This is a genomic window from Amycolatopsis oliviviridis (assembly GCF_014654365.1).
GTDB lineage: Bacteria > Actinomycetota > Actinomycetes > Mycobacteriales > Pseudonocardiaceae > Amycolatopsis > Amycolatopsis oliviviridis.
In genome coordinates, this window is the sequence record NZ_BNAY01000003.1 from 811513 (window position 1) to 835074 (window position 23562).

Annotated in this window: 22 protein-coding genes and 1 riboswitch; of the genes, 11 read left to right on the plus strand and 11 right to left on the minus strand. The window is 67.5% G+C overall.

Annotated features, from left to right (window positions below):
* Positions 1–4: 4 nt before the first annotated feature.
* Entirely contained in the window at positions 5–874 is an 870-nt protein-coding gene (locus tag IE302_RS16940; protein ID WP_191255441.1) for a TIGR03621 family F420-dependent LLM class oxidoreductase, read from the plus strand.
* Here the strand turns inward: IE302_RS16940 and IE302_RS16945 are convergent.
* Positions 868–1485 (minus strand): NAD(P)-dependent oxidoreductase, encoded by a 618-nt coding sequence (locus IE302_RS16945; RefSeq protein ID WP_191255442.1) that lies wholly within the window; start codon positions 1483–1485, stop codon positions 868–870. The genes IE302_RS16940 and IE302_RS16945 overlap by 7 nt on opposite strands.
* A gap of 95 nt (positions 1486–1580) precedes the next feature.
* On the minus strand, positions 1581–2702 hold the full coding sequence (locus IE302_RS16950) for a hypothetical protein (protein ID WP_191255443.1): 1122 nt from the start codon (positions 2700–2702) through the stop codon (positions 1581–1583).
* Positions 2703–3042: 340 nt separating this feature from the next.
* Between IE302_RS16950 and IE302_RS16955 the strand changes: the two genes are divergently transcribed.
* The 4 genes from IE302_RS16955 to IE302_RS16970 all read left to right on the plus strand — a co-directional run bounded on the left by IE302_RS16955 (position 3043) and on the right by IE302_RS16970 (position 5108).
* The gene (locus tag IE302_RS16955; RefSeq protein WP_191255444.1) at positions 3043–3654 is read left to right on the plus strand and encodes a 50S ribosomal protein L25/general stress protein Ctc; all 612 of its coding nucleotides are present in this window, start codon (positions 3043–3045) and stop codon (positions 3652–3654) included.
* Between the two features lie 10 nt (positions 3655–3664).
* Positions 3665–4261 carry an aminoacyl-tRNA hydrolase gene (gene pth, locus IE302_RS16960; RefSeq protein ID WP_191255445.1) on the plus strand — a complete coding sequence of 199 codons (597 nt, stop codon included), beginning with the start codon at positions 3665–3667 and terminating at the stop codon, positions 4259–4261.
* Positions 4262–4419: 158 nt separating this feature from the next.
* Positions 4420–4779 carry a DivIVA domain-containing protein gene (locus IE302_RS16965; RefSeq protein ID WP_191255446.1) on the plus strand — a complete coding sequence of 120 codons (360 nt, stop codon included), beginning with the start codon at positions 4420–4422 and terminating at the stop codon, positions 4777–4779.
* The gene (locus IE302_RS16970; protein ID WP_191255447.1) at positions 4779–5108 is read left to right on the plus strand and encodes a DivIVA domain-containing protein; all 330 of its coding nucleotides are present in this window, start codon (positions 4779–4781) and stop codon (positions 5106–5108) included. Before IE302_RS16965 ends, IE302_RS16970 begins: the two co-directional genes overlap by 1 nt.
* A 60-nt stretch (positions 5109–5168) precedes the next feature.
* Here IE302_RS16970 and IE302_RS16975 read toward each other — a convergent pair whose 3' ends face one another.
* The 5 genes from IE302_RS16975 to rsmA form a co-directional block, all read right to left on the minus strand.
* Entirely contained in the window at positions 5169–6860 is a 1692-nt protein-coding gene (locus tag IE302_RS16975; RefSeq protein ID WP_191255448.1) for a fatty acyl-AMP ligase, read from the minus strand.
* Positions 6861–6911: 51 nt separating this feature from the next.
* On the minus strand, positions 6912–8684 hold the full coding sequence (locus IE302_RS16980) for an ABC-F family ATP-binding cassette domain-containing protein (RefSeq protein WP_191255449.1): 1773 nt from the start codon (positions 8682–8684) through the stop codon (positions 6912–6914).
* Between the two features lie 66 nt (positions 8685–8750).
* A complete protein-coding gene (locus tag IE302_RS16985; RefSeq protein ID WP_191255450.1) occupies positions 8751–9716 on the minus strand; it encodes a 4-(cytidine 5'-diphospho)-2-C-methyl-D-erythritol kinase in 966 nt (321 codons plus the stop codon).
* A 122-nt stretch (positions 9717–9838) separates the two neighbouring features.
* The gene (locus IE302_RS16990; protein WP_191255451.1) at positions 9839–10849 is read right to left on the minus strand and encodes a methionine ABC transporter ATP-binding protein; all 1011 of its coding nucleotides are present in this window, start codon (positions 10847–10849) and stop codon (positions 9839–9841) included.
* A 211-nt stretch (positions 10850–11060) separates the two neighbouring features.
* Positions 11061–11151: riboswitch (SAM riboswitch) on the minus strand.
* A 245-nt stretch (positions 11152–11396) separates the two neighbouring features.
* Positions 11397–12233: a 16S rRNA (adenine(1518)-N(6)/adenine(1519)-N(6))-dimethyltransferase RsmA gene (gene rsmA, locus IE302_RS16995; protein WP_191255452.1), complete on the minus strand. Its 837-nt coding sequence runs from the start codon at positions 12231–12233 to the stop codon at positions 11397–11399.
* A 191-nt stretch (positions 12234–12424) separates the two neighbouring features.
* Between rsmA and IE302_RS17000 the strand changes: the two genes are divergently transcribed.
* A complete protein-coding gene (locus IE302_RS17000) occupies positions 12425–13465 on the plus strand; it encodes a DUF222 domain-containing protein (RefSeq protein ID WP_191255453.1) in 1041 nt (346 codons plus the stop codon).
* Between the two features lie 59 nt (positions 13466–13524).
* Here the strand turns inward: IE302_RS17000 and IE302_RS17005 are convergent, their stop codons facing one another.
* From IE302_RS17005 to metG, 3 genes are all read right to left on the minus strand, one after another.
* Positions 13525–14904 carry a resuscitation-promoting factor gene (locus tag IE302_RS17005; protein ID WP_191255643.1) on the minus strand — a complete coding sequence of 460 codons (1380 nt, stop codon included), beginning with the start codon at positions 14902–14904 and terminating at the stop codon, positions 13525–13527.
* A 413-nt stretch (positions 14905–15317) separates the two neighbouring features.
* Positions 15318–16154: a TatD family hydrolase gene (locus IE302_RS17010; protein WP_191255454.1), complete on the minus strand. Its 837-nt coding sequence runs from the start codon at positions 16152–16154 to the stop codon at positions 15318–15320.
* Positions 16155–16161: 7 nt separating this feature from the next.
* Positions 16162–17955 (minus strand): methionine--tRNA ligase, encoded by a 1794-nt coding sequence (metG, locus tag IE302_RS17015; RefSeq protein ID WP_191255455.1) that lies wholly within the window; start codon positions 17953–17955, stop codon positions 16162–16164.
* 62 nt (positions 17956–18017) lie between these two features.
* Here metG and IE302_RS17020 point away from each other — a divergent pair, with 62 nt between their 5' ends.
* The 5 genes from IE302_RS17020 to IE302_RS17040 all read left to right on the plus strand — a co-directional run bounded on the left by IE302_RS17020 (position 18018) and on the right by IE302_RS17040 (position 22559).
* Entirely contained in the window at positions 18018–18611 is a 594-nt protein-coding gene (locus tag IE302_RS17020) for a PadR family transcriptional regulator (RefSeq protein WP_191255456.1), read from the plus strand.
* Positions 18612–18699: 88 nt separating this feature from the next.
* Positions 18700–19710, plus strand: coding sequence for an ATP-binding cassette domain-containing protein (locus tag IE302_RS17025; protein WP_191255457.1), 1011 nt, complete (start codon positions 18700–18702; stop codon positions 19708–19710).
* Positions 19700–20464, plus strand: coding sequence for an ABC transporter permease (locus IE302_RS17030; protein WP_191255458.1), 765 nt, complete (start codon positions 19700–19702; stop codon positions 20462–20464). The genes IE302_RS17025 and IE302_RS17030 overlap by 11 nt, the downstream gene beginning before the upstream one ends.
* Before the next feature lie 93 nt (positions 20465–20557).
* Positions 20558–21172 (plus strand): glycoside hydrolase family 25 protein, encoded by a 615-nt coding sequence (locus IE302_RS17035; protein ID WP_191255644.1) that lies wholly within the window; start codon positions 20558–20560, stop codon positions 21170–21172.
* A 109-nt stretch (positions 21173–21281) separates the two neighbouring features.
* Positions 21282–22559, plus strand: a complete 1278-nt coding sequence (locus tag IE302_RS17040) for an aminodeoxychorismate synthase component I (protein ID WP_191255459.1) — start codon at positions 21282–21284, stop codon at positions 22557–22559.
* A gap of 1 nt (position 22560) precedes the next feature.
* On the opposite strand, the gene IE302_RS17045 is transcribed toward IE302_RS17040, so the two are convergent.
* Positions 22561–23520: a quinone oxidoreductase family protein gene (locus IE302_RS17045; RefSeq protein WP_191255460.1), complete on the minus strand. Its 960-nt coding sequence runs from the start codon at positions 23518–23520 to the stop codon at positions 22561–22563.
* Positions 23521–23562 lie beyond the last annotated feature (42 nt).

Consider the following 23562-nt stretch of genomic DNA (forward strand, 5'->3'; position numbering starts at 1 on the left):
GTTCATGGGGAAATTCAAGTTCGGCGTGAACCTGTGGGGCGCCGAGAACCGCGAAGAGTGGGTCGCGAAGTGCCTCCGCGTCGAGGCACTCGGCTACGACGTCATCTCCGTGCCCGACCATCTCGGACCGGGACGGAACGCGCCCTTCCCGGCTCTGACGATGGCCGCCGCGGTCACCCGGCGGCCGCGCGTCGGCACTCTCGTCTCCAACGTGCCCTTCTACAACTTCGCGCTCTTCGCACGCGAAGTCGCCACGACGGTGAAGATGACGGGTGACCGGCTGGACCTCGGCCTCGGCTCCGGGCACATGAAATCGGAGTTCGACGACGCCGGACTGCCGTGGATCCGGGCCAAGGAACGCATCGAGTACCTCACCCAGAGCCTCGGCCACCTGCGCGAACACTTCGTGAGTGAGGGGATCACGCCCCCGCCGCTGCTCCTCGCGGGCAACAGCGACGGCGTGCTCTCCCTCGCCGCCCGCGAAGCCGACATCACCGGCTTCGCGGGCCTTCGCCAAGCACCGGGAAAACCGCCGGGCACCTTCCAGCTCGATGACGCCGAGCGCATGGACGAACGCGTCGCCTTCTTCCGCTCGCAAGCGAACGGTCGCGATCCCGAACTGAACATGCTCGTCCAGCGGGTCGTCGTCACGGACGACCGGCGCGCGGCCGCCGAATCCTGGCACGAAGAGGATCCGGACGGCCTCGATGTGGACAAGCTGCTCGAAACGCCGCAGTTGCTTTTCGGAACCGTCGACGAGATCGTCCGGCAGCTCCAGGAACGTCGCGAACGCTACGGTTTCTCCTACATCACGGTGTTCCAGCCGATGCTGGAAACGTTCGCTCCGGTCGTGAAGGAACTGTCCGGTCAGTAAGCGACGCAGAAACGCTGACGACGGCGCTCCGGCTTGTCGATCTCGTCGACGAACGCGATCGCGTAGTCGGCACCGCTGATCTTCGACCCGCCGTTCTCGTCGGTCAGGAGTACGTCACCGCCGAGCCGGAAGTCACCGGTCCGCTCGCCCTCGGCCCACGCGCCGAACTCGGCGGCCGGGCTGAGGTAGAACCAGTCGACGTCCTCAGGAAGCTTCCGGAACGCTTCGAGCACCTTCGCGTGCGCTCCCGCTTCACCCTTGTACTCGTCCGGGAACTCGGGCGTGTCGATCAGCCGCGGTCCGCCCTCGGCCACGTGCAGGCTGCCGGCCCCGCCGACCACGCCGATCCGCGCGCCGTTGTCCTTCGCGACCCGGGCGATCGAGGGCACCGCGTCGAGCAGACCGCTCTGCCCGTGAACCGCGATGACCAGGACATCGGCGCCCTTGGCGACCTCGGCGAGGAAGCCCTCGTCGTAGAGCGACCCCGCCTGGGTCCCCTCGCCTTCGGCGTTCCGCGACACCGCCAGGACCTCGTGACCGCGGCCGCGTGCTTCCGCGGTGATCTTCCCGCCCGCGTACCCGGTTCCTCCGAACACAACCAACTTCGCCATCGCGTTCTCCTTTTTCATCGGCGACGACACCGATGCTAGGAACGCAAGATCGACTACTTCAACGTATGTAACGCACCCGTGGGTGAGCGTCCAGGTCAGCCACCCAGCGTGGCGAACTCGGACTTGAGCTTTTCGCGTACGCCGTTCACGTCGACCGGGACCCGGACCTCGCCGCGGGCCGCGGGCTTCGCCTGCACCTGGTAGCTGGCGTTCCGATTCGGCAGTTTGAACTTGACCTCGCAGGACATGCTCGTCGTGGTGTCCGGCGCCGCGTTGGCGTCCGCCGTGCAGGTTTGCGCGCCGAGCGACTGCGCGGAGAACTCGACGGTCAGCGTCAGGTGCACGGGGGTGCCGCTCGCGCCGCCGATGACGGTGTTGGCCACGCCGATGGTCGCCCGGCAGGTCCCGACGAAGTCCGTGCAGTCCAGTTTGTCGTCGACCACGCTGACACTGACCTGGGTGAGCGCGTCGAACGGCTGCCCGACCCCGCCGATCGCGCCGTCCAGATCGGTTTGGAGTTTCTTCAGCGCGTCCCCGGCGAGCGGTGCGACCCGCATTTCGGCACCGAGCGTCTTGCCGCCCGCCGCGTCGACGAGGGAAGGCGCGAAACTGACCACGCGGTGCGGCGCCGCGGTGGTCACCCGCAGCGTCCCGAGCCCGCTCCCGACGTCGTAGACCTCGGTCCCGTCGGGCAGCTTCGACCGCACCGGATCGGTCAGCCGGTTCATCGCGGACACCGCCGTCCGGAGCGTCGACGCCGCCTTGCGCGGGTTGAGCGCCTCGACGGCGTTCACCGGCAGGTCGGAGCTGTCGGTGCGGACCCAGTTGGTGCCGTACTGCTCGCTGTTGCCGAGCCCGTGCGCTTTCCAGTACTCCGGGCTCGCCGAGAGATACAGCTGCTTGTCGGCCGAGATGACCTGGATGGTCTGGCCGTCGACCGGCAGCGCACCGTGCGCGCTGCCGTTGCGGGTGATCCGGAACTCCAATTCGGCGGGTTTGCCCGAGGCATCCTTGATTGTCGACTTATAGACAACCGCGGGCGCCTGTTCGAGCTCCTTCAAAGCGCTCTCGACAGCGCCGCGCTGCTCGGCGCGCCGGTCCACCCGCTGCTGCTCGGCAGCCGAGATCCCCGCCGCCCCGTCGATCTCGACATCGCAACCGGCCACGAGGCAGCACAAGGCGGCGATCGCGCCGATCCTCAACCGTCGTGCCGGCATTCCGCCCCCTTTGTCTCACGTGCGAGGAGATCACACCTTAGAAAAGGGGTCCCGCACCACCGCATCCGCGGGTTCCTCAAGCAGCTGTCACCGACTTGTCACCTGAACGAGCCACCCGGCGGGACCCGTGCACGACCGGTTGGTCTACACTTTCCCGGTCTCGGCGAGGCGGGTTCCGTGAGCACCTGGTGCCCGACGTGATCGACGCGGCGGCTTGAGTGGCCACACGCTGTCGAGCACGCCTGTGGAACTCGCCGCCGAACACCAGAACCGGCCCGAACCATCCCCACCTCAGCATGCTTTCGCTGAACATGTTGGTGAATTGAAGGAGTGCTACACCGTGTCCGAGGTAAGCCTGTCCGTCGAGCCCCGCACCGAATTCGGCAAGGGTGCCGCGCGCCGTACGCGTCGCGCGGGCAAGATCCCCGCGGTGCTGTACGGGCACGGCTCGGACCCGCGCCACTACGCCCTGCCCGCCCTCGAGTTCGCCCGCGTCGTGCGTGAGAACGGCAGCAACGCCGTCATCAGCCTCGACCTCGACGGCAAGAGCGAGCTGGCGCTGACGAAGACCATCGTCATCCACCCGCTGAAGAACTACATCGAGCACGTCGACCTGCTGGTCGTCCGCCGCGGCGAGAAGGTCACCGTCGACGTCCCGGTCGTCGTCACCGGTACCGCGGGCCCGGGCACCCTGGTCACCACCGACCTGGACACCCTCCAGGTCGAGGTCGAGGCGCTGCACATCCCCGACCAGGTCGAGGTCTCGGTCGAGGGCGTCGAAGCCGGCACGCAGATCCTCGCCTCGCAGGTCACCCTGCCGGCGGGCGCCACCCTGGTCACCGACGCCGAGGCGCTGGTCGTCGCCGTCAACGAGGCGCCGTCCGAGGCTTCGCTCGAGGGCGAAGAGGGCGCTGCCGAGGCGGCGGAAGCCCCCGCCGAGGACGCCGAATAAAGTCACCCGTGTGACTGAAGCAGTACTTCCCGGGGCCGGCGAGCAGATCCTGCTCGCCGGCCTTGGCAATCCTGGCCCCCAATACGCGGGCAACCGGCACAACGTCGGCTTCATGGTGCTCGACGGACTCGCCGGCCGCGTCGGCGGCAAGTTCAAAGCCCACAAGAGCGGCGCCGAAGTCCTCGAAGGCAGGCTCGCGGGGCAACGGGTGGTCCTGGTCAAGCCGCGCTCGTACATGAACCTCTCCGGCGGCCCCGTCGTGGGCGCGGCCAGGTTCTACAAGATCCCTCCGGCCGGTGTCGTGGTCGTCCACGACGAGCTGGACGTCGACTTCGGCGCGCTCAAGATGAAACTGGGCGGCGGTGACAACGGGCACAACGGTCTCCGCTCGATCACCAAATCCCTGGGCACGAAGGACTATTACCGCGTCCGTTTCGGCGTCGGCCGCCCTCCGGGACGGCAGGACCCGGCGGATTTCGTGCTGAAAGACTTCTCGACGGTCGAACGCAAAGAACTCGCTTTCGAGATCGATCGTTGCGCCGACGCCGTTGAAGCGCTTATCGGCACCGGCCTCGCCGCGGCTCAGAACACCTTCCACGCTGGGTGAACCCGCTCACATGGCGGTGCGTTACACCTCGTCACTCGAAGGCGTTTCACCACGCCCCTGATCGAGTCGTGGAATAGCGCGGGCTCTTCCGGGGAACTCTCAAACCCGTTAGGACGGAATGCGGAGATCGCATTCCCCACCGAACCGGAGAGAGTTTCATGTCGTTTACGGCCGAAGACATCACCGGCGCCACTTTCCCGAACGCCCCGATCGGGCGGCGCGGATACGCCAAGCACGAGGTCGACGCGTTCCTGGAACGGATCGCGGACACGATCTCGGACCGGGACGACCTGACGGCCGCCGAGGTCCATCACGTCATGTTCTCGCGTCCGTTGATCGGGAAACGCGGCTACGACGAACGCGAAGTCGACGAGTTCCTCGACAAGATCGAAGAGCAGCTGGCCCACCGAACCGGCCAGCAGGTACTCAGCGTGCCCGGCGCGCGTGAACAGGATCAGGCGACTTCCGAACGCGCCGTCCCGGACCACCGTCCCGTCGAGTTCCTGCGGGAGCGCTAGTGCCCGTCACCGCGTTCGAGGCGAGAACCCGGCAGTTCGACCGGGCGCCGATCGGCGCTCGGGGCTATCACGAACCCGCGGTCGACGCCTTCCTGGAACGGGTCGCGGCGACGCTCGACGGCGACGACGACCTGTCGGTTTCCGACGTCCACAACGTGGCGTTCGCCAAGGCGCCGCTCTCGAAACGAGGCTACGACCCCGCAGCCGTCGACGCGTTCCTCCGGGACGTGGAGGGCACGCTGGCCGGGCTCTCCCGGTCTGCCGACTACTACATAGCACCGGCCCTGGAACACACTCATTCCCGCAAGCCGCTCTGGCGACGCCGCTGACTCACGGGAGGTGCCGCAAAGCGCCGGGCCCGCGTTACCCGCGGGCCCGGCTCTTCCGTCTCAGCCGGCCGCCGCGTTCTTGGCGATCTTGTCCGCGAACTGGGTGGCCGTCGCGGCCCGCTTCACCTTGCCGGAAGGCGTCTTGGGCAGGCTTCCCGCCGGAAGCACCACCACCGCGAAGGGCCGCATGTCGACCGCGCCTCGTACCTTGGCCGCGACCTCCTTCGCCAGCGCCTTCTCCGTTTCCGGGTCCCCCGCTAGTTTCGATTCGACGACGACGGCGAACCGCTCCCGGCGGCTGCCGGCGTCGATCCGCACGGCCACGGCGTTCCCCGCCCGGACCCCTTCGACCGACGTCGCCGCCCGCTCGATATCGGTCGGGTACAGGTTCCGGCCGCCCATGATGATGACGTCCTTGCGTCGGCCGCAGATCACGATCATGCCGTCGACCAGGTAACCAAGGTCGCCGGTGAGCAGCCAGCCACTCTCGTCCTGTGTCGCGAGCGGGCCTTCCATGGTCAGGTACCCCGGTGTCACGGCCTCACCGCGCAGCCGGATCTCCCCGACCTGGCGCTCTCCGAGCACCGTGCCCTTGTCGTCGACGATCTCGGCCTCAAGGCCGTCGAGCGGTGGCCCGAGCACCGCGAAGGACCGGACTTCGTCGGTTCCGCGACGCGGGTCGTCCTCGGGGACCGGCACCGCACGGTTGTCAGCCTCGAGCGCGTCGGCTTCGACGACGTCCAGTGTCAGTCCGGTGAACAACGGCGCGAACGAAACCGCGAGAGTCGCCTCGGCCATGCCGTAGGCAGGGAAAACGCATTCGGCGGGCATCTTGAACCGCGCCCCGGCCTCGACGAACGTCTGCACGGCGGTTTCGTCGATCGGCTCGGCACCGTTCAGCGCGATCCGCAGCTTCGAGAGGTCGTACGCGCCGTCGTCCTCGACACGGGCCATCCGCCTGCCCACGATCGCGTACGCGAAGTTCGGCGCGGCCGTGGTCGTGCCGTTGTACTTGCTGATCAGCTGCGGCCAGATCAACGGTCCCGACAGGAACTCGAGCGGCGTGATCTTGACGAGTTCGACGCCGAACGTCATCGGGACCGTCAGGAAGCCGACCATCCCCATGTCGTGGAAGGTGGGCAGCCACGAAACCATCACGTCGACGTCGAAGTCGAACTCGGCGCGTTCGACCATCGCCTTGACATTCGAGTACAGGTTTCCGTAGGTGATCTGCACGGCCTTCGGATCGGCCGTCGATCCACTGGTCAGCTGCAGGAGAGCGGTGTCGGACTCGGCCGTCGGCACGGGCTCCGCCAGCGGTTCGGCCTCGAGCAGCTCCGTGATCACCTGGAAGGCGATGCCGTGCTCGGTGAGCACCGGCCCCAGCTGGTCGAACGGCTCACCGAGCAGGACCAAGCCGGAACCGATCATCCGCAGCACCCGAACGGTGTCCTCGGCCCATTCGGCGAGGTCGGTGCGCTGGGTCGGCTGGTGCAGCATCGTCACGCTGCCACCGGCGAGCCACACCGCCTGCACCGTCGGCGCGATCAGCGACGGCGCCGCCGCCAGAACCGCCACCGCCTTCCCCGGCTCGAGCCCGGCCTTCACCAGGCCTCCGGCGACCCGCTTGGCCTGCTCGTGAATCTCGGCCCAGGTGCGCCGAACCGGCTCCTTGGGCTCCCCGGTGACCATTCCCCGCTGCTGACCTCGCCCCGCCGCGGTGGCGACGAGGGTGTCCACGAACCGACTCATGCGCGTCACATTACTGTCCGCGCTGAAAGCTCCGCTCGCCGTCGAGTGAACTCATTCGATCGCTTCGGAGGTCTCGAGCCATTGGGCCTCGACCTCCTCCTTCTCCGTTTCGACGGCCTTCAGTTCGGTGTTGAGCTCGATGAGCTTCGTCGGGTCGGTCGCCGCGGCGAGCAGCGCCGCGTGCAGCTTCTCTTCCTTCGCGTGCAACTGGTCGAGCTTGCGTTCGAGACGGGACAGTTCCTTCTGCGCCGCCCGCTGCTCCGCGGCGCTCTTCTTGGGCGCGGCGGCCTGCCCGTTGCCCGGCTTCCGGTCGCCGCCGGCCTTCTCGAGGCTCTTGGCGCGCCGATCCAGGTACTCCTCGATGCCGCCCGGCAGGTGAGTCACCTGTCCGTCCCCGAACAGGGCGACGATGGTGTCACAGACGCGTTCCACCAGGTACCGGTCGTGCGAAACGACGACGAGGCTGCCCGGCCACGAATCGAGCAGATCTTCCAGCTGCTGCAGAGTGTCGATGTCGAGATCGTTCGTCGGTTCGTCGAGCAGCAGCACGTTGGGCTCGGCCATCAGGAGCCGGCACAGCTGCAGACGACGCCGTTCACCGCCGGATAGGTCTTCGACCGGCGTCCACTGCCTCGACGCGGGGAACCCCAGCTTTTCGGCCAGCTGCGAAGCGGAGAGCTCCTGCTTGCCGAACACAACCCGGCCTGAGACCTCTTCGATCGCCTGCAGCACGCGCAGGTCACCCGGAAGATCGTCGAGCTCCTGCCGCAGGTGCGCGAGGCTGACCGTCTTGCCCTGGATACGTCGCCCCGTCTCGGGCTCCCTGTCGCCACCGAGCAGCTTGAGCAGGGTCGTCTTACCCGACCCGTTGACGCCGACCAGGCCGATCCGATCACCGGGCCCGATCCGCCACGTGACGTGATCGAGCAGGGTGCGATCGCCGACGGTCAACGAGGCGTCCTCGACCTCCAGCACGGTCTTCCCCAGCCGGCGGCGGGCGAACGCCTGCAGTTCGACCGAATCACGTGGCTCCGGCACGTCGGAGATCAGGGCTTCCGCCGCCTCGACGCGGTAGCGCGGCTTCGAGGTCCTGGCCTGCGGGCCGCGTCGCAGCCACGCGAGTTCCTTGCGTGCCAGGTTCTGTCGCTTCTCTTCGGCCGTCGCAGCCAACCTCGCCCGTTCGGCCCGCGCGAAGATCCAGTCCGCGTAGCCTCCTTCGTACTGTTCGACACGACCGCCGGTGACCTCCCAGGTCACGCTCGCGACCGTGTCGAGGAACCACCGGTCGTGGGTGACCACCACGACCGCGATCTTGCGGTTGAGCAGGTGATCCGCGAGCCAGCGCACACCTTCGACGTCGAGGTGGTTGGTCGGCTCGTCGAGGACCACGAGATCCAGTTCACCGGTGAGGGCGGCCGCCAGCGCCACCCGCCGGCGTTCACCACCGGACAGGTTCGCCGTCGCCTTTTCCAGGCCCAGAGCGGTGACACCCAGACCGTCCATAATGGACCTGACACGTGCGTCAGCGGCCCACTCGTGCTCAGCACCGTAGCGCTCCAGCACGACATCTCCGACCGTGCTGCCGGCGGGGAGTTCGGTCCGCTGGGTGACCACTGCCATCCGCAGGCCACGGACTTGACTCACACGTCCCGTATCCGGCTCACTGATCCCCGCGAGGACCTCGAGCAGTGTCGTCTTCCCGCCCCCGTTGAGACCGACGACGCCGATGCGCTGTCCTTCCGCCACACCGAGCGAAACACCGTCGAGCAGCGGGCGCACCCCGAAGGACTTGCTCACCGACTCCAGGTTGACCAAGTTGGCCATGCCTCAGCCGATCCTTTCCCAAAGCTTGCACCACAACGAATTAGTCGATGTCCATTTCGGACACCCTCACGCGTGCACCCGGGGCGGCGCCGGCCTCGGCGCGTCGTCCCCGCCCACCAGCCGGGCCCCTGGCACCGGCCCGTGCGCGACGCGCACCGTGCGACAGACCCCCGCCCCAGACAATTCCGCGGCGACCTCGACGGCCGACTGGGCGTCCGCGCACAGGAAGGCGCAGGTCGGCCCGGATCCCGACACGGTGCCGGCGAGCGCACCCGCGTTCACACCGGCCCGCAACGTGCGGCGCAGTCCCGGACGCAACGAAACAGCGGCCGCCTGCAGGTCATTGCCGAGAAGCAGCGCCAGCTGGCGGGGGTCACCGGACGCCAGCGCCTCGACCACCGGAGTGTGCGAACCGATCCGCGGCGGGTTGCCTTCCTCACGCAACCTGTCCAGTTCGCCGAACACCCGCGGGGTCGAAAGCCCCCGCTGGTCGAAGGCCAGAACCCAATGGAACGTGTGCCGGGACAGGACCGGCACCAGCTGTTCGCCCCGGCCGGTACCCAACGCTGTCCCACCGTAGAGCGCGAAAGGAACATCACTGCCGAGCTTCGCTGCGATACCCGCCAGTTCGTCTCGGGAGATTTCGAGCTTCCAAAGCGACGCGAGTCCCACCAGGGTCGCGGCCGCGTCAGCGCTGCCACCGGCCATTCCGCCCGCTACCGGGATGCCTTTGCGAAGCACTACCCGGACCTTGGACTCGCCGTCCGCCTTGCCGACGTGCGCCGCCAGCGCCTGCGCCGCCTTCCATGCGAGATTGTTGGCCCCGGTGGGCACGGAGCCCTCACCCTCGCCATAGACCTCGACGCCAGGGTCCTCGGTGACCGCGACGGTCACCTCGTCGGTCAGGGAAAGCGCCTGGAACACGGTCACCAGCTCGTGGTAGCCGTCCGGGCGTACGTCACCGACCGACAGGTGCAGGTTGACCTTGGCGGGAACCCTGACGGTTACTGGGGGCGGTACGACGGCGAGCACGAGTCAAGCCTACGTGGCCGCTCCACTTGTGCCGTCACCAGGAGAAAAGAGAACCGGACGAGTCAGACACGAACGGGCCGCCCCGGACGGATTTCGTCCTAAGCGGCCCGTTCGCGGAGAGATCAGGCAGCGACGCCCTGCGGTCCGCGGACCGGGTGAGTCACGTGGCCGCCGCGTTCGGCGATCCAAGCGAGGGCGGCGTCCGCGCGCTCACCGCGCACACCGAGACGGAACCGGCCCACAGGCGTGTCGCCGATCCGGGTCAGGCCGCCGCCGATGGTGGCGAGTTCGACGTCGAAGCGACCGGCGGCCTCCGGCAGCAGTGCGCCGACCGAAGCGAAACCGACGAGCACGACATCCACCGCGCGGTCGTACTTCGAGGCCTGCGCCCGGCCGGTCTCGATCGAGGGCAGCAGCGCCTGCGCGGTCCGGCTATTCGGGTCGGAGACCAGGTCGAGCACGGTTCCACGTTCGATGATCGCCCCGGCCTCGAGCACCGCGACGTCGTCGCAGATACGGCGGACAACGCCGGCGTCGGGGGTGGTGAGCAGCACGGTGACGCCGAGCTCGGCACGCGCCCGGTCGAGCACGGTCAGGACCGCGCCGGACTCCTCGGGCTGCACACCCGCGGTCGGGTCGTCGGCCAAGAGCACGGACGGCCCGGCGGCCAGGGCCTTGGCGATGACCACCCGGCGGAGCTGCCCCTCGGACAGGTCGCCCGGCCGCTGCCCGGCTCGCGGGGTCAGCCCGACCAGGTCGAGAAGGTTGCCGACCCGATTGCGGCGCTGTGGGCCGTCGAGGCCGAGCTGCTCGAGCGGTGACGCGATGTTGCCGGCGATGGTGCGCTCGGCGAGCAACTCCGGTTTGGTGCTCACGACACCGACCTGGCGACGGATTTCGCGCAGACGGCGTCCGTCGAGGGTCCCGGTGTTGAGGCCGTCGAGGCGGACGACGCCACGGTCGGGGCGCTCCTGGAGCCCGATGCAACGAGCGAGGGTCGACTTGCCGGAGCCGGCCGGACCGACGACTCCGAACAGCGAGCCAGCCTGGATGTCCACGCTCACATCGCGCAGGGCGACGACGGGATTTCCGTTGAGGGGAAAGGACTTGGACAGGTTTTCGACAGTGATCACGAAAGGCTCCATGCAAATGGGGCGCTGCTTCTTTCGAGCGCGCCAACCGTCACCGAGTGACCGTCCGGAACGGACGGGATTCAGAGGTAAGGGAAAAGACTCAGGCAGTAACGGTGGAGCGTCGACACGCACTTACCGTGCGGCGACCTTCATCGACGACACGTCGCCTGGTCAGCAGGAGCGGGTGGGTGACCCTGTTCATTAGGCACAGCCTCCATCGGTCCTGGCGGTAGCACCTGCCCTGTGGAGGGTGGTTGCTGCGACTTCGGCGAGCCAGGTCTCTCAGTCGCTCGGGATGGCTCACTGAGTAAAACCGATCCCACTAGATGAAAGCAAGCGCGTAGGCGCAGATCACACGTCTGGTCGCGTCCATGATACAGGATTGGCTGCCCATATTTTGAGACAACCGTGAGCATACTCGTGCTACAGCAAGGCCCCTGCCTGCGAAGACAGGTTGCGATCACGCAGATCCAGGAGAGGATTATGCGGTCGTGCTGACATCGGCCAGACCGCGTTCGCGCGGCGCCGGTCACACCTGCGGAGGTGGTCAGCCGGCCGCTGCGGCGATACGAGCGAACTGATGGACGTCCAGCTGCTCGCCACGGGTCTTGGGGTCGATACCCGCCTTCTCGAGCAACTCTCCCGCCCGTTCGGCGGAACCCGCCCATGACGCCAATGCCGCTCGCAGCGTCTTCCGACGCTGCGAGAAGGCGGCGTCGACCACCGCGAACAACCGCTCCCGCTCCACGGACGACACCACGTCACCCCGCTCGAAAGCGACCAGAGCGGAGTCCACGTTCGGCACGGGCCAGAAAACCGCGCGAGGAACCGCCGCGACCTTGCGCGCCTTGCCGTACCACGCGAGCTTGACGCTGGGCACGCCGTAGGTCCGGCTCCCCGGACCGGCCGCCATCCGGTCCGCGACCTCGGTCTGGACCATTACCAGACCGCTGGTCAACGACGGCAGCTCGGCGAGCAGGTGCAGCACGACGGGAACGGCGACGTTGTACGGCAGATTCGCGACGAGCGCGGTCGGCTGCGCGGGCAGGTCGTCCGCCATGATCCGCAAAGCGTCCGCCCCGACGACCTTCAGCCGCTCGGCCCCGCCTCGCTCGGCCGCGGTGGTCGGCAGCCGCCCAGCCAGCACGGAATCGATTTCGACCGCGACGACCTCGGCACCGGTCGCGAGCAGCCCGAGCGTCAGCGAGCCGAGCCCCGGCCCGACTTCCAGCACGACGTCACCTTCGCCGATCCTCGAAAGGTCGACGATGCGGCGCACGGTGTTGGGATCGTGCACGAAATTCTGGCCGAGCTTCTTGGTCGGACGCACGTCCAGCTCGGCCGCCAGCGCCCTGATCTCCGCAGGCCCGAGCAGTTCAGTCACCCGCTGATCGTAGCCAGCCCTCTTGCGCCCCGGCTGGCGGCCGCAACTCGCCCCCATCACCCTTCCGACGGTTCCGATCTACCCGCATCCCACGCAAGGGTGATCGGCGTGGATTCGAGCCGCCGGAGCGTAATGATCATCCACCCGATCGATACCGTGCACTCGTTCGAATCTGGCCCGACAATCGAGGGATGACCAGCACAAACACCCCCAAGACCTTCCCGCTCAACCTGCCGGAAGGTGACGCCGATCTGCTTCTCGACGAGTTGCAGAAGCGGCTACGCGAAGGGCGGCGCCTTGCCGCCGAAGTCGGCCAGATCCTGGCCGAGATCGAGTCACGTGGTGTCCGGGACCTCTACGGATACAACTCGATCGCCGTCTTCTACGAGCATGTGGCCCGGGTCCCCCGGGCGGAGGCGCAGAAGGTGACCGGTAGAGCACTGGCGCTCAACTCGAGACGGGCGCGCGACGGCACACCGACTCGCCCCGTCGCGCCTTTGACCGGAGTCACGGCCGCCACCGGCGTGCTTGCCGACGCCGGCATCGACCGGATCGTCACTGTCTTGAGGAGGTTGCCCGAACACGTCACCGCGAGCGCACGATCCGAGGCCGAGAAAGACCTGGTCGATCTCGCCAGCGTCGCGAGACCACGCGACATCACGGTGGCCGGGACAGATCTGCTCGCACGTCTCGACCCGGATGGGAGCGCCACCGACGACCCCAGTCCGAAACACGAGCGAAGCGAATTGTGGTTGCGCCAGAAGCGGACCGGCCGTTGGGACATGCGCGGCAACCTCGATCCGGAGACAGGCTCCCGCCTGAACGCGCTTCTGGTGCCACGAGCGTACCCGGCCCCGAACCGGGAAGCCGACGGCCGCACGCCGGCGGAGAGACGCGGGGACGCTTTCACGGAGATCGTCGATCTCGCGGAGGGCGGGCCGGATGTCCCGCTGCCTCGACAAGCGCCGGAACAGGGCGGAGAGAAGCCTCCGCCCGCGGAGCCAATCGAGAACGCAGAGCCGGTCAAGAAACCTCCGCACCGTCCCAAGACCACCCAGGCACGGCCGCAGGGCCATCCAAGCCCACACCGCAGCGACAGCGGTATTCGAGAGGGCGCCGCGGCCGAACAATCCCAGAACGTGGCCCGAATAAGGCCTACACGTTGGTGGACACGGCTGTCGAAACCGAGAGCCGAGAACTCCACGCGACCGCAGAAGCCCTTAACGGCCTGAAGGCCACCCTGCGGGCGAACCCACATGATGACCTTCAGGGAGAGGAGACTTAGTCGACGTCAGGCCTTCTTGCCGCAGTGCGGCCAAGCGCCGTAGCCACCGCGGTCGTCGCGGACCTTCTCGGCGACGGCGATCTGCTGGGCCTTGCTGGCCTGGTGCGGATACGCGGCGTACTGCGAGCCGCCGTAGGCGTCCCAGGTGCTCTTGTTGAACTGCAGGCCACCGTAGTAGCCGTTGCCGGTGTTGGCGGCCCAGTTACCGGTCGACTCGCACTGCGCGATGCGGTCCCAAGCACCGGCGTCACCGATGACCGGGTCGGCAGGCTTTTTCGTACCGACCTTGACGATCTTGGGCTTGGCCTCGGTGATGACCTCTTCCGAGACCTTCTCCCGGCCGACCTCTTTGCCGTTGCGCTTGGTGACCTTGTAGGTCACGGTCTTCTGACCCGGGGTGCCCGGGTCCTCGACCTTGGTCTTGCCCTTTTCGAGCTCCGGGTCGTCGACCTTCTGCTCGGGCGGCGCGATCTCCTCGTTCTGCTTGACCATGGTGACGCCGGTCCGGCTGATGTGGACCTCCGCGCCGTCGACCAGCTTGACGTCGAGGCCACCGACGGCCTCGTCGTCCGGGCCGAGGGTCATCCGGAGCTCACCGAGGAATTCCTTGGTGGTGACCGAGTTGGTCTGAACCTTCTTCGGTTCGTTCGCGCCGTCGAAGACGGTGACGTTCTTGAGGGTCTTGATCTCGACGGTGGAGCCCTCGAGCGGGAGCTCACCGTTCTGCGGCATCGAGGTCCAGGTGCCGGACTTCGCGAGATCGGAACGGCCGAGCTGGTTCAGGGCCTCGCCGAGGTTGGTCGCGCGGACCCAGGACTCCTGCTGCGGGGCGCCGTCGACGATGAGGTTCAGCTTGCGGCCACGCTCGAGCTTGATGACGCCGCCGTCGCCGACCTCCGCCTGCGGCGAGGGCGAGAGCGAGTCGTGCGCGCCGACCGAAAGGCCGGCGTCCTCGAGAACCTCGCCGACCGTGTCGCCGAAGCTGTGGACGGTCTGCTGCTTGCCGTCGATGTCGAGCGTGACGCTCTTGTTCATCGCCATCGCGGCCGCGCCGCCACCGCCGAGGGTGAGCAGCACCGCCATGACGGTTCCCTTGAGGAACCGCTTCTTCCAGACGCGGGTCGCGCTGGAGATGACCTCGTCCTTGGTCGCGGCCTTCATCGGCGCGCCCGCGGTGCGGTCTTCGGCCATCTCGTCCGGGATAACGATCGGCGGGAGCATGGTGGTCTCGGCGCTGATGAGGCGGATCAGTTCATCGACGTCGACGTCGATCTCGGCCATCAGGGCGTCGGCGTCGGAGCCGAGCGCGGCGAGGACGTCCTGCTGCGTGATGCGCGGGTCGTCGGAGTAGTCCAGCTCGCCGTACTGAGTGTCGCGGTCGAGCACGGCAACCGAACCGGCGGAAGCGAAGGTGTTCGTCTCTGCGCCGAGGCGCGAGCCATCCTGCCTACTGCTACCAGTCACTGGGTCGTTCCCTTTCCCAAGACGTCGAGGAGCTCGACAACCGCTCCACCACGTCCTTCGTCTCGATGCGCACTTCGGCACACCTCTAGAAGTCCGACACCCGCAGCCAGCGCCATCGTCACGGTTCCAGGCCGTACCGCTCCCGGTTCCGCTTCCCCGACGTGCACTGACGTGACTGTGGGCGTAACAGCCGGAGACCGCATGAGCGGGCACCGACCGGCACGATCACGGGACAGTAACGAACCTCGCCGGGTTGCGCAAACACCCCCCGGAGTGTCGTGACGTTGGTCACTCATCAGAGTGGACCATTCTTGATCACTAATGTCGCAGTCCGTTCAACCAGCGGTGACTGTCGGCAAACGGAAGACCCGCTCAGCGGTCACTCGCACCGCTTCGGCCACCTCGTGTACCGCCTCGCCCCTGAGCGAGGCGAGGTGGCGAACGGTGTAGGCGGCGCAGTAGGGCTCGTTGGGGCGCCCACGGAACGGATGAGGGGTCAGGAACGGCGCGTCGGTTTCGACGAGGTACTGGTCCGCCGGAACGATCCGTGCCGCTTCGTGGAGCCCGCGGGCGTTGCGGAAGCTGACCGTTCCGGCGAACGAAAGGACGTATCCCGCGTCGACGCAGCGACGGGCGATGAGCTCGTCCCCCGAGAAGCAGTGAAAGACGACCTGTTCGGGCGCGCCTTCTTCTTCGAGGATCCGCAAAACGTCGTCGTGGGCGTCTCGATCATGGATCATCAGCGGCTTCCCGATCCGTTTGGCGAGATCGATGTGCCACCGGAAGGCGTCCTGCTGGGCGTCGTGGGGCGAGTAGTCCCAGTAGTAGTCAAGGCCGGTCTCGCCGACCGCGACCACTCTGGACTGTTTCGCGAGACTCTCCACTTCGGATTTCTCGTCCTCACCGAAATCCTTGGTGCGCGTGGGATGGATCGCGACGGCAGCCCAGACCCGAGGGTCCCAAGTGGACGCTTGCGCGGCCCAGCGAGCGGCCGCGAGATCGTCCGCGACGGTGATCACCCGCGAGACACCGGCGCGTTCGGCGCGATCGACCATGGCTGTCACATCAGCCGCGGTGACCGCGCCGCACGCGTCGAGGTGGGTGTGCGCGTCCACCACCGAAACCGGAAGCCGGTCCGGGATCGGTGGCAGTTCCTTCTTCTCCGCACCCATCAGCTGATCATTTCGAGATCGGCGCCCATTCGGGACCGGTCTCGCCGAGTTCCGGGTCCAGCTTGGCGAACAACGGGGTCGGCTTCTCCAGCGCCTTGCCGACCTCGATCGGCACGGACTTCCAGCGTGCCTGCTCGGCCTTGTAGTCCCCGGTGATGATGGGGTTGATCCGGCCGGGGATGTCGAGGTCCTCGACTTCCTGCAGTTCGGGCTGGGCAGCCCAGACGCCGGTACCGCCGAGCGCCTCGTGCACCTTCTGAGCCGAGTGGGGCAGGAACGGGGTCAGCAGCGTGTTGGCGTCCGACACGACCTGCAGGGCGGTGTGCAGGACACTGTCGCGTCGGGCGGGGTCGTCCTTGAGCTTCCAGGGCTCCTGGTCCGACAGGTACCGGTTCGCGGCGGTGACGACGCGCATGGCCTCGCTCGCCGCCGCCTTGAACCGGGACCGCTGCAGGTGGGCGCCGGCGGTGTCGAACGCCTTGCGGGAAAGCTCCTTGAGCTCCTCGTCGGCGGCCGTGGGAGCGTCGGGACGCGGAATGGCGCCGACGTTCTTGTGGGCCATGGAGATGGACCGGTTGACGAGGTTGCCCCACTCGTTGGCCAGCTCGAAATTGGTCCGGCGGACGAATTCGTCCCAGGTGAAGTCGGTGTCCTGGGTCTCGGGACCCGCGACCGAGATGAAGTACCGCAGGGTGTCCGGGCCGAATTCGCGCAGGAAGTCGTGGACGTAGATGACCGTTCCGCGCGAGGTCGAGAACTTCGAGCCGCTCATCGTGAGGAATTCGCTGGAAACGATCTCGTCGGGCAGGTGCAGCTTGCCGTACTTGCCGGGTACGCCGCCTCGGTCGCCATCGCCGTTGTGGCCGAACAGCAGCGCGGGCCAGATCTGGGCATGGAAGGTGATGTTGTCCTTGCCCATGAAGTAATAGGAGCGGGCGTCAGGGTTGTTCCACCACTCCTGCCAGGCGTCCGGGTTGCCGGACCGGCGCGCCCACTCGACGCTCGCCGAGAAGTAGCCGATGACCGCGTCGAACCAGACGTAGAAGCGCTTCATCGGCTGGTCGCGCCAGCCGTCGAGCGGGATCTTCACGCCCCAGTCGAGATCGCGGGTGATCGGCCGCGGTCGCATGTCGTCGATCAGGTTCTTGGTGAAGTTGAGAACGTTCGGGCGCCAGTCGGTCTTGCTGGACAACCATTTGCCCAACGTCTCGACGAACGCGGACAGGTCGAGGAAGTAGTGCTCGGTCTCGACGAACTTCGGCGTTTCACCGTTGATCCGGGACTTCGGGTTGATCAGCTCCGCGGCGTCGAGCTGATTGCCGCAGTTGTCGCACTGGTCGCCGCGCGCGCCGTCGTAACCGCAGATCGGGCACGTGCCCTCGATGTACCGGTCGGGCAGGGTGCGGCCGGTCGACGGGCTGATCGCGCCCCGGGTCGTCTTGGGGACGACGTAGCCGTTGCGGTGCAGCGCGAGGAAGATCTGCTGCGTGACCTCGGCGTGGTTACCCGTGGTCGTGCGGGTGAACAGGTCGTAGGTGAGACCGAGTCCCTGCAGGTCCTGGCCGATCTGACGGGTGTACTTGTCCGCCGTCTGCTGGGAAGTCAGGCCTTCGTTGTCCGCCTGGACGGTGATGGGGGTGCCGTGTTCGTCGGTGCCGGACACCATGAGCACCCGGTTGCCGGCCATTCGCTGGTAGCGGGAGAAGACGTCGGACGGGACGCCGAATCCGGACACGTGGCCGATGTGGCGGGGGCCGTTGGCGTAGGGCCAGGCCACCGCAGTCAACACTGGGGTGCTCATGCTTGTTTAGCCTACGGACGTCGTCCAAGGCATTGTTGTCCGGGAGAGGATCGGAGGCTTCGGTGTCCGCCACGCGTCTGCTGGTGCTGGGTGTCGTGCGCATGTACGGGAAGGCACACGGCTACCAGGTCCGGCGCGAGCTCCTTTCGTGGGCGGCCGACAAGTGGGGCAACGTCCAGCCCGGTTCGATCTATCACGCGCTGAAGAAGATGACGGCCGACGGTCTCCTGGAGCAGGTCGAGGAAGCCGAAGCGGGCAGCGGGCCCGACAGGGTCGCCTACCGGCTGACCGAGGACGGAGAGACCGAGTTCATCGTGCAGCTCGGCAGGGCATTGTCGAGCGACGACGCGACCGGGTACTCGCTGTCGGCGGCGATCACGTTCATGCCGACCCTTCCCCGCCCGCAGGTGCTGGCCCTGCTGAAACAACAGCTGGCGAATATGGAAGCGCACGCCCAGTCGACCCACTACGCCCGTGAACACGCCGTCGATCTGGGAAAGCCGCCGCACGTGAGCGAGCTGTACCGCCTGTGGAGCGCGCACGCGGAGGCGAACGTGTCCTGGATGAGGGATCTGATCGGCCGTCTGGAAGCCGGCGAGTACGTGATGGCGGGCGAAGGCGACACCGAGGCCGTGTTCGGCGCACCGCCCGAGTAATCAAATTTGACTACAGAACGACACCTAGGGCAGAGTGCGTCCGTCATCTAGTCAAGTTTGACTAGATGAGCATCGGAAAGGAGTAGACATGATCAAGGCACGCGGCCTTGAGCGGCGCTTCCGCCGCAAGGGCCGCAATGGGGGCGAGGTCCACGCCGTCAAGGGCGTCGATCTCGACGTTTCGGCCGGGGAGCTGGTCGGCTTCCTGGGACCGAACGGCGCGGGGAAGACCACGACCCTGCGCATGCTGACAACGCTCCTCAAGCCCACCGCCGGCGAGGCGACGGTCGGCGGCTGCGACCTACTCGCCGACCCGCTGGGGGTGCGTCGGCGGATCGGTTACGTCGCCCAGGGCGGCGGCACCGCGCCGGCGAGCAAGGTCGTCGAGGAGATCGAGTTCCAGGGACGGCTGTACCGGATGAGCAAGGCGGACGCGCTCGCGCGCGGGGCCGTCCTCGCCGAACAGCTGGACCTCGCCGGACTCGACCAGCGAACGACCGCGACCCTGTCGGGCGGTCAGCGCCGACGGCTCGACATCGCGCTGGGGCTGATCCACTCGCCCGGGCTCGTCTTCCTCGACGAACCATCGACGGGACTCGACCCGCAGAGCCGGGCGAACCTGTGGGAGCACATCCGCAGGCTGCGGGACGAGCAGGGCGTCACGGTCTTCTTGACCACGCACTACCTCGACGAGGCCGACGCGCTCTCCGACCGGCTGATCGTCATCGACGACGGGAAGATCGTCGCCGAGGGCACACCGGATTCGCTCAAGGCGAGGGTTTCCGGCGACAGTGTCGTCCTCGGGGTCTCACCGGAATCGGCGGCGGAGACCGCGGAGGTCGCGGGCCGCCTCGAAGGGGCGCACGAGATGACCGTCACCGACGGCACGGTGCGTTTCCGCGTACCGCGCGGCGACACGGCGATGCCCGAACTGCTGCGAGCGCTGGACGCTCGGGGCATCGCGATGGCGTCCATGCAGGTGCACCGGCCGACGCTCGACGACGTTTTCCTGACCCTGACGGGCCGGAGCCTGCGCGACGCCGAAGAGGGCGCGCCTGCCGACGGCGCGCCGGAGAAGGAGGCGACGCATGTTGCATGACACTTGGTTGATCTTCCGCCGGGACATGCTCGCGGCGTTGCGCAACCCGACGTGGCTGGCGATCGGCATCATGCAGCCGTTGCTGTACTTGTTCTTCTTCGGACCGCTTCTGGTGAAGTCGCTCAACGCCCGGGGGCTGTCCGATGTGGACGGCTGGATGATCTTCACTCCGGCGATCATCGCGCAGCTCGCGTTGTTCGGCAGCTCCTTCGTCGGGTTCGGTCTCCTCGCGGAATACCGCTCGGGCGTGGTCGAGCGGATGCGGGTCACACCAGTGAGCCGGGTGGCGCTGTTGCTGGGCAAGGTGCTCGCCAACGCGGTGCAGACCGTGGTCCAGGCATTGCTCATCATCGCGCTGGCGTATCTGGTCTTCGACCTGAACCCGCCGTTCGCCGGCGTCGTGCTCAGCCTGGTGATCGTCTTCCTCATGTCGATCACGCTGGCGTCATGTTCGTACGCGCTGGCGCTGACGCTCAAGAGCGAAGACTCTTTCCCGGCATTGCTCAACGCGGTGCTCATGCCGTTGCTGCTGCTGTCCGGAATCCTGATCCCGATCACCGCGGACTCGGCGCCGGATTGGCTGTACACGATTTCCCGGATCAATCCGTTCCGGCACGTGGTGGATGTCGAGCGGAACAGTTTCGGCGGTGACTTCTCGATGGACGCGCTGTTCACCGGGAGCGTCGTGGTACTGGTCATGGCGGTTCTGGCTATCTGGTGGGGCTCACGGACCTTCCAGCGGGAAAACGCCTGAGACACGCTGAACCGAAAGGTCACCTCACGGCCGCCTCGCGGACGTAAGGTGACCTTTCGGGCGTTCTGGGGCGATATTCGAGGACAGGTGACTTTGATCGATCCGGAAGGTGAGCACGGCGTCACCCTGTCCCACCGTGAGACGGTGACGGACTGGGCGGCGGTGCGTGGCGCCGACATCCGGTTCGCCTCGGTCACCGTCAGCGAGAACACCAACTGGCGGGACGTCGCGGCGGAACGCAATCTGGCCGGTGCGCAGCATGCCGGGATCCATACCGGGGCACGGCATTATGCGCGTCCCGGCGCCGTTCACGACCAGGCCGACCATTTCGTGCGGACGGCGAGCGCGCTCGGTGCCTTCGCACCCGGTTCGCTCGCACCGGCGCTCGAAGTGGAGGCGCCCAGCGTCGACGACCGGTTCATCAAGGCGTGGATCAAACATGTCCGGCACGCGGCACGCATCGAACGCGTCCTGGTGTACGCGGGGCTCGACTGCTGGACGGACCGCCTGCACCCGGACAAGTGGGCGGACAGCGAAGTGGTGCTCTGGCTGGTCAGGCACAACGAAATCCCGGGGAGGCCGGGATGGTTCCACTCGCGGCTGGGCTTGCACCAGCACGGTTTCGGAACCGGGTTGCCCGGTGTGGACGGTCCGATCGCCCAAGACGCCGTGGTCTATCCCTTCAAGCTCTCGGACGTGCTTCTGTAGTTCTCGTTCCGTGACGACGGGTGTGCACGATGTCACCGAGTGGTCGCGGATCTCACTTTCCACGGGAGGCGGGTTGCGTTTCCGCCCACCCGGGCGGCGACAATGTCGCGTGCGGTTGATGTGCCGGAGGCTGCGGACGGACGTCGGGCCCGAACGGGCGCTGGCGGCGCTCGGCGTACGCGCCGAGGCTCTCGGGCTCGCGCCACCGGCCGCGCTGTGCGGAGACTGGTTCTCGTCGCGCGCGGTCATCGCGCTGAACGCTTCCCTGACTCCTGTCCAGAACGTGGCCGAGGCGTTCGCGATCCCCACTCGGATGCCCGTCATGCACGACGCGATGCCCGGCGCGGTCGGAGGTGGCTGGTTCGGTTACCTGAGTTACGACCTGACCGATCCCTCGGGCCGTTCCGGCGCTCTTCCTCCCGCCGTCTGGGGCTGGGTCGACCGCGTGCTGCGGCTGGACGCGGACGGTTCGTGGTGGTTCGAAGCTCTGCTCCCCGACGAAGATCCGGATCCGATCGACGAAGTGTCCGCGGTGGAATCCGCGCTCGCCGAGCTTCCCGAAGCGACGACGTGGAGTTCCGGCCCGCTGTCACGACCGCTTCCGTCGGAACACCACGACGCGGTCAAGGCGTGTGTGCACGCGATCGAAGCCGGCGAGCTGTTCCAGGCGAATATTTGCGCTCGCTTCAACGGAGGATTCGAAGGCGATCCGATCGCGCTGTTCGCCGAAGGCGCTCGCCGCCTACGGGCCCGCCGGGCGGCGTTCCTCACCGGCGACTGGGGCTCGGTCGTGTCGTTCTCCCCCGAGCTTTTCCTTGCCCGGCATGGACGCCAGGTCCGGTCGACACCGATCAAGGGCACCTTGCCGCGGCGGAACGCGGCCGACGAGCATCTCGCGCGACGGCTGCGGGAGTCCACCAAGGACGTCGCGGAGAACGTGATGATCACCGATCTCGTCCGCAACGACCTCGGCCGGGTGTGCGCCACCGGCAGTGTGCGCGTCCCCGAACTGCTCGAGGTCCGGCCCGCGCCCGGGGTCTGGCACCTTGAGTCCACTGTGGAGGGACTACTCGCCGACGGGATCGACGACGCGGCCCTGCTCGCGGCCACGTTCCCGCCAGGTTCGGTGACGGGCGCGCCGAAGATCCGGGCGCTGGACCTGATCGCCGAGCTGGAGCCCACGGCGCGCGGTGTCTACACGGGGGCGATCGGTCTCGCTTCGCCGATCGCCGGCATGGAACTGAACGTGGCGATCAGGACCTTCGAAATCCACGAAGGCGAGATCGCGCTGGGAGTCGGCGGCGGAATCACCGCCGACTCCGACAGCGAAGCGGAATGGCAGGAATGCCTGCACAAATCCGCTCCGCTGGAGCGTCTGCTCGGCTGAGCTACTTGGCGGGATCCAGCAGGAGCTTGCCCATCGTGCCGCGCGAACGCAGTGCCTCGTGGGCGGCACGCGCGTCGGAAAGCGCGTACTCGCCGCCGGCGACGGCGCGGATCCGGCCGGCGAGCGCCAGCTCGAAAAGCTCGTCGAGTGTGCGACCGAAGACGTTGCCGGGGAGTTTGAAGGCGTGCGGCAGCCACATCCCGGCCACGGTGGTGCTGTGCCCGAGGAGGTTGCGGGCCTCGATCGGCTTCGGCTGCTCGCGGCTGGCCATACCGTAGAACGCGAGGCGGCCGAACGGCGCGAGGGCCGCGATGCTCTGGTCGGTGACGCTGCCGCCGGTCATGTCGAGCACGATGTCGACGCGCTTGCCGCCGTTCGCCTCGCGAAGCGCGTCGGTCATGTTCTCGGCGCGTGAGTCGATGGCGACGTCGGCGCCCAGTTCGAGGGCGAGGGCACGCTTCTCGTCGCTGCTGGCGGTCGCGATGACCCGGCTCGCTCCCCAGGCCTTCGCGAGCTGGACGGCGATGGAGCCGACCCCGCCGGCCGCCGCGTGCACGACGACGGATTCGCCGGGTTCGAGGTGGGCGCTCTTGCGCAGCAGGAGCGCGGCGGTGGTGCCCTGGACGATGAAGGAGAGCGCGGTCAGGTCGTCGACGCCGTCGGGCACACCGAAGCTGGTGACCTGGTCCGCCACCGCGCGCTCGGCGTAGCCGCCACCGCCGTTGAGCAGCGAAACGAAACGTTTGCCGTCGGCGGTGCGGCCGACGACCTCGCCGCCGGGGACGAGCGGGAGCTTGCTCGGCGCGAGGTAGGAGTTCTCGGCCTGGTGGGTGTCGGCGTAGTTGACGCCGATCCGGTCGACCTCCACCAGCAGCTGACCCGGGCCGGGGACGGGATCGGGCAGGTCGACGAGGTTGAGCACCTCGGGTCCGCCGAATTCGGTCACCTGTACTGCGCGCATCCGCATCCTCCTCAACGAGATGAGACATTCTTGCATATGTCT

Coding starts and splice junctions, on each gene's coding strand:
- IE302_RS17030 (WP_191255458.1), top strand. CDS start 19,700: ATGTTGCATGACACTTGGTTGATCTTCCGCCGGGACATGCTCGCGGCG.
- IE302_RS17045 (WP_191255460.1), bottom strand. CDS start 23,520: ATGCGCGCAGTACAGGTGACCGAATTCGGCGGACCCGAGGTGCTCAAC.
- IE302_RS16980 (WP_191255449.1), bottom strand. CDS start 8,684: ATGGCCAACTTGGTCAACCTGGAGTCGGTGAGCAAGTCCTTCGGGGTG.
- IE302_RS17010 (WP_191255454.1), bottom strand. CDS start 16,154: ATGGGTGCGGAGAAGAAGGAACTGCCACCGATCCCGGACCGGCTTCCG.
- metG (WP_191255455.1), bottom strand. CDS start 17,955: ATGAGCACCCCAGTGTTGACTGCGGTGGCCTGGCCCTACGCCAACGGC.
- IE302_RS16975 (WP_191255448.1), bottom strand. CDS start 6,860: ATGAGTCGGTTCGTGGACACCCTCGTCGCCACCGCGGCGGGGCGAGGT.
- IE302_RS16965 (WP_191255446.1), top strand. CDS start 4,420: ATGTCGTTTACGGCCGAAGACATCACCGGCGCCACTTTCCCGAACGCC.
- IE302_RS17000 (WP_191255453.1), top strand. CDS start 12,425: ATGACCAGCACAAACACCCCCAAGACCTTCCCGCTCAACCTGCCGGAA.
- IE302_RS16945 (WP_191255442.1), bottom strand. CDS start 1,485: ATGGCGAAGTTGGTTGTGTTCGGAGGAACCGGGTACGCGGGCGGGAAG.
- IE302_RS16940 (WP_191255441.1), top strand. CDS start 5: ATGGGGAAATTCAAGTTCGGCGTGAACCTGTGGGGCGCCGAGAACCGC.
- IE302_RS16950 (WP_191255443.1), bottom strand. CDS start 2,702: ATGCCGGCACGACGGTTGAGGATCGGCGCGATCGCCGCCTTGTGCTGC.
- IE302_RS17025 (WP_191255457.1), top strand. CDS start 18,700: ATGATCAAGGCACGCGGCCTTGAGCGGCGCTTCCGCCGCAAGGGCCGC.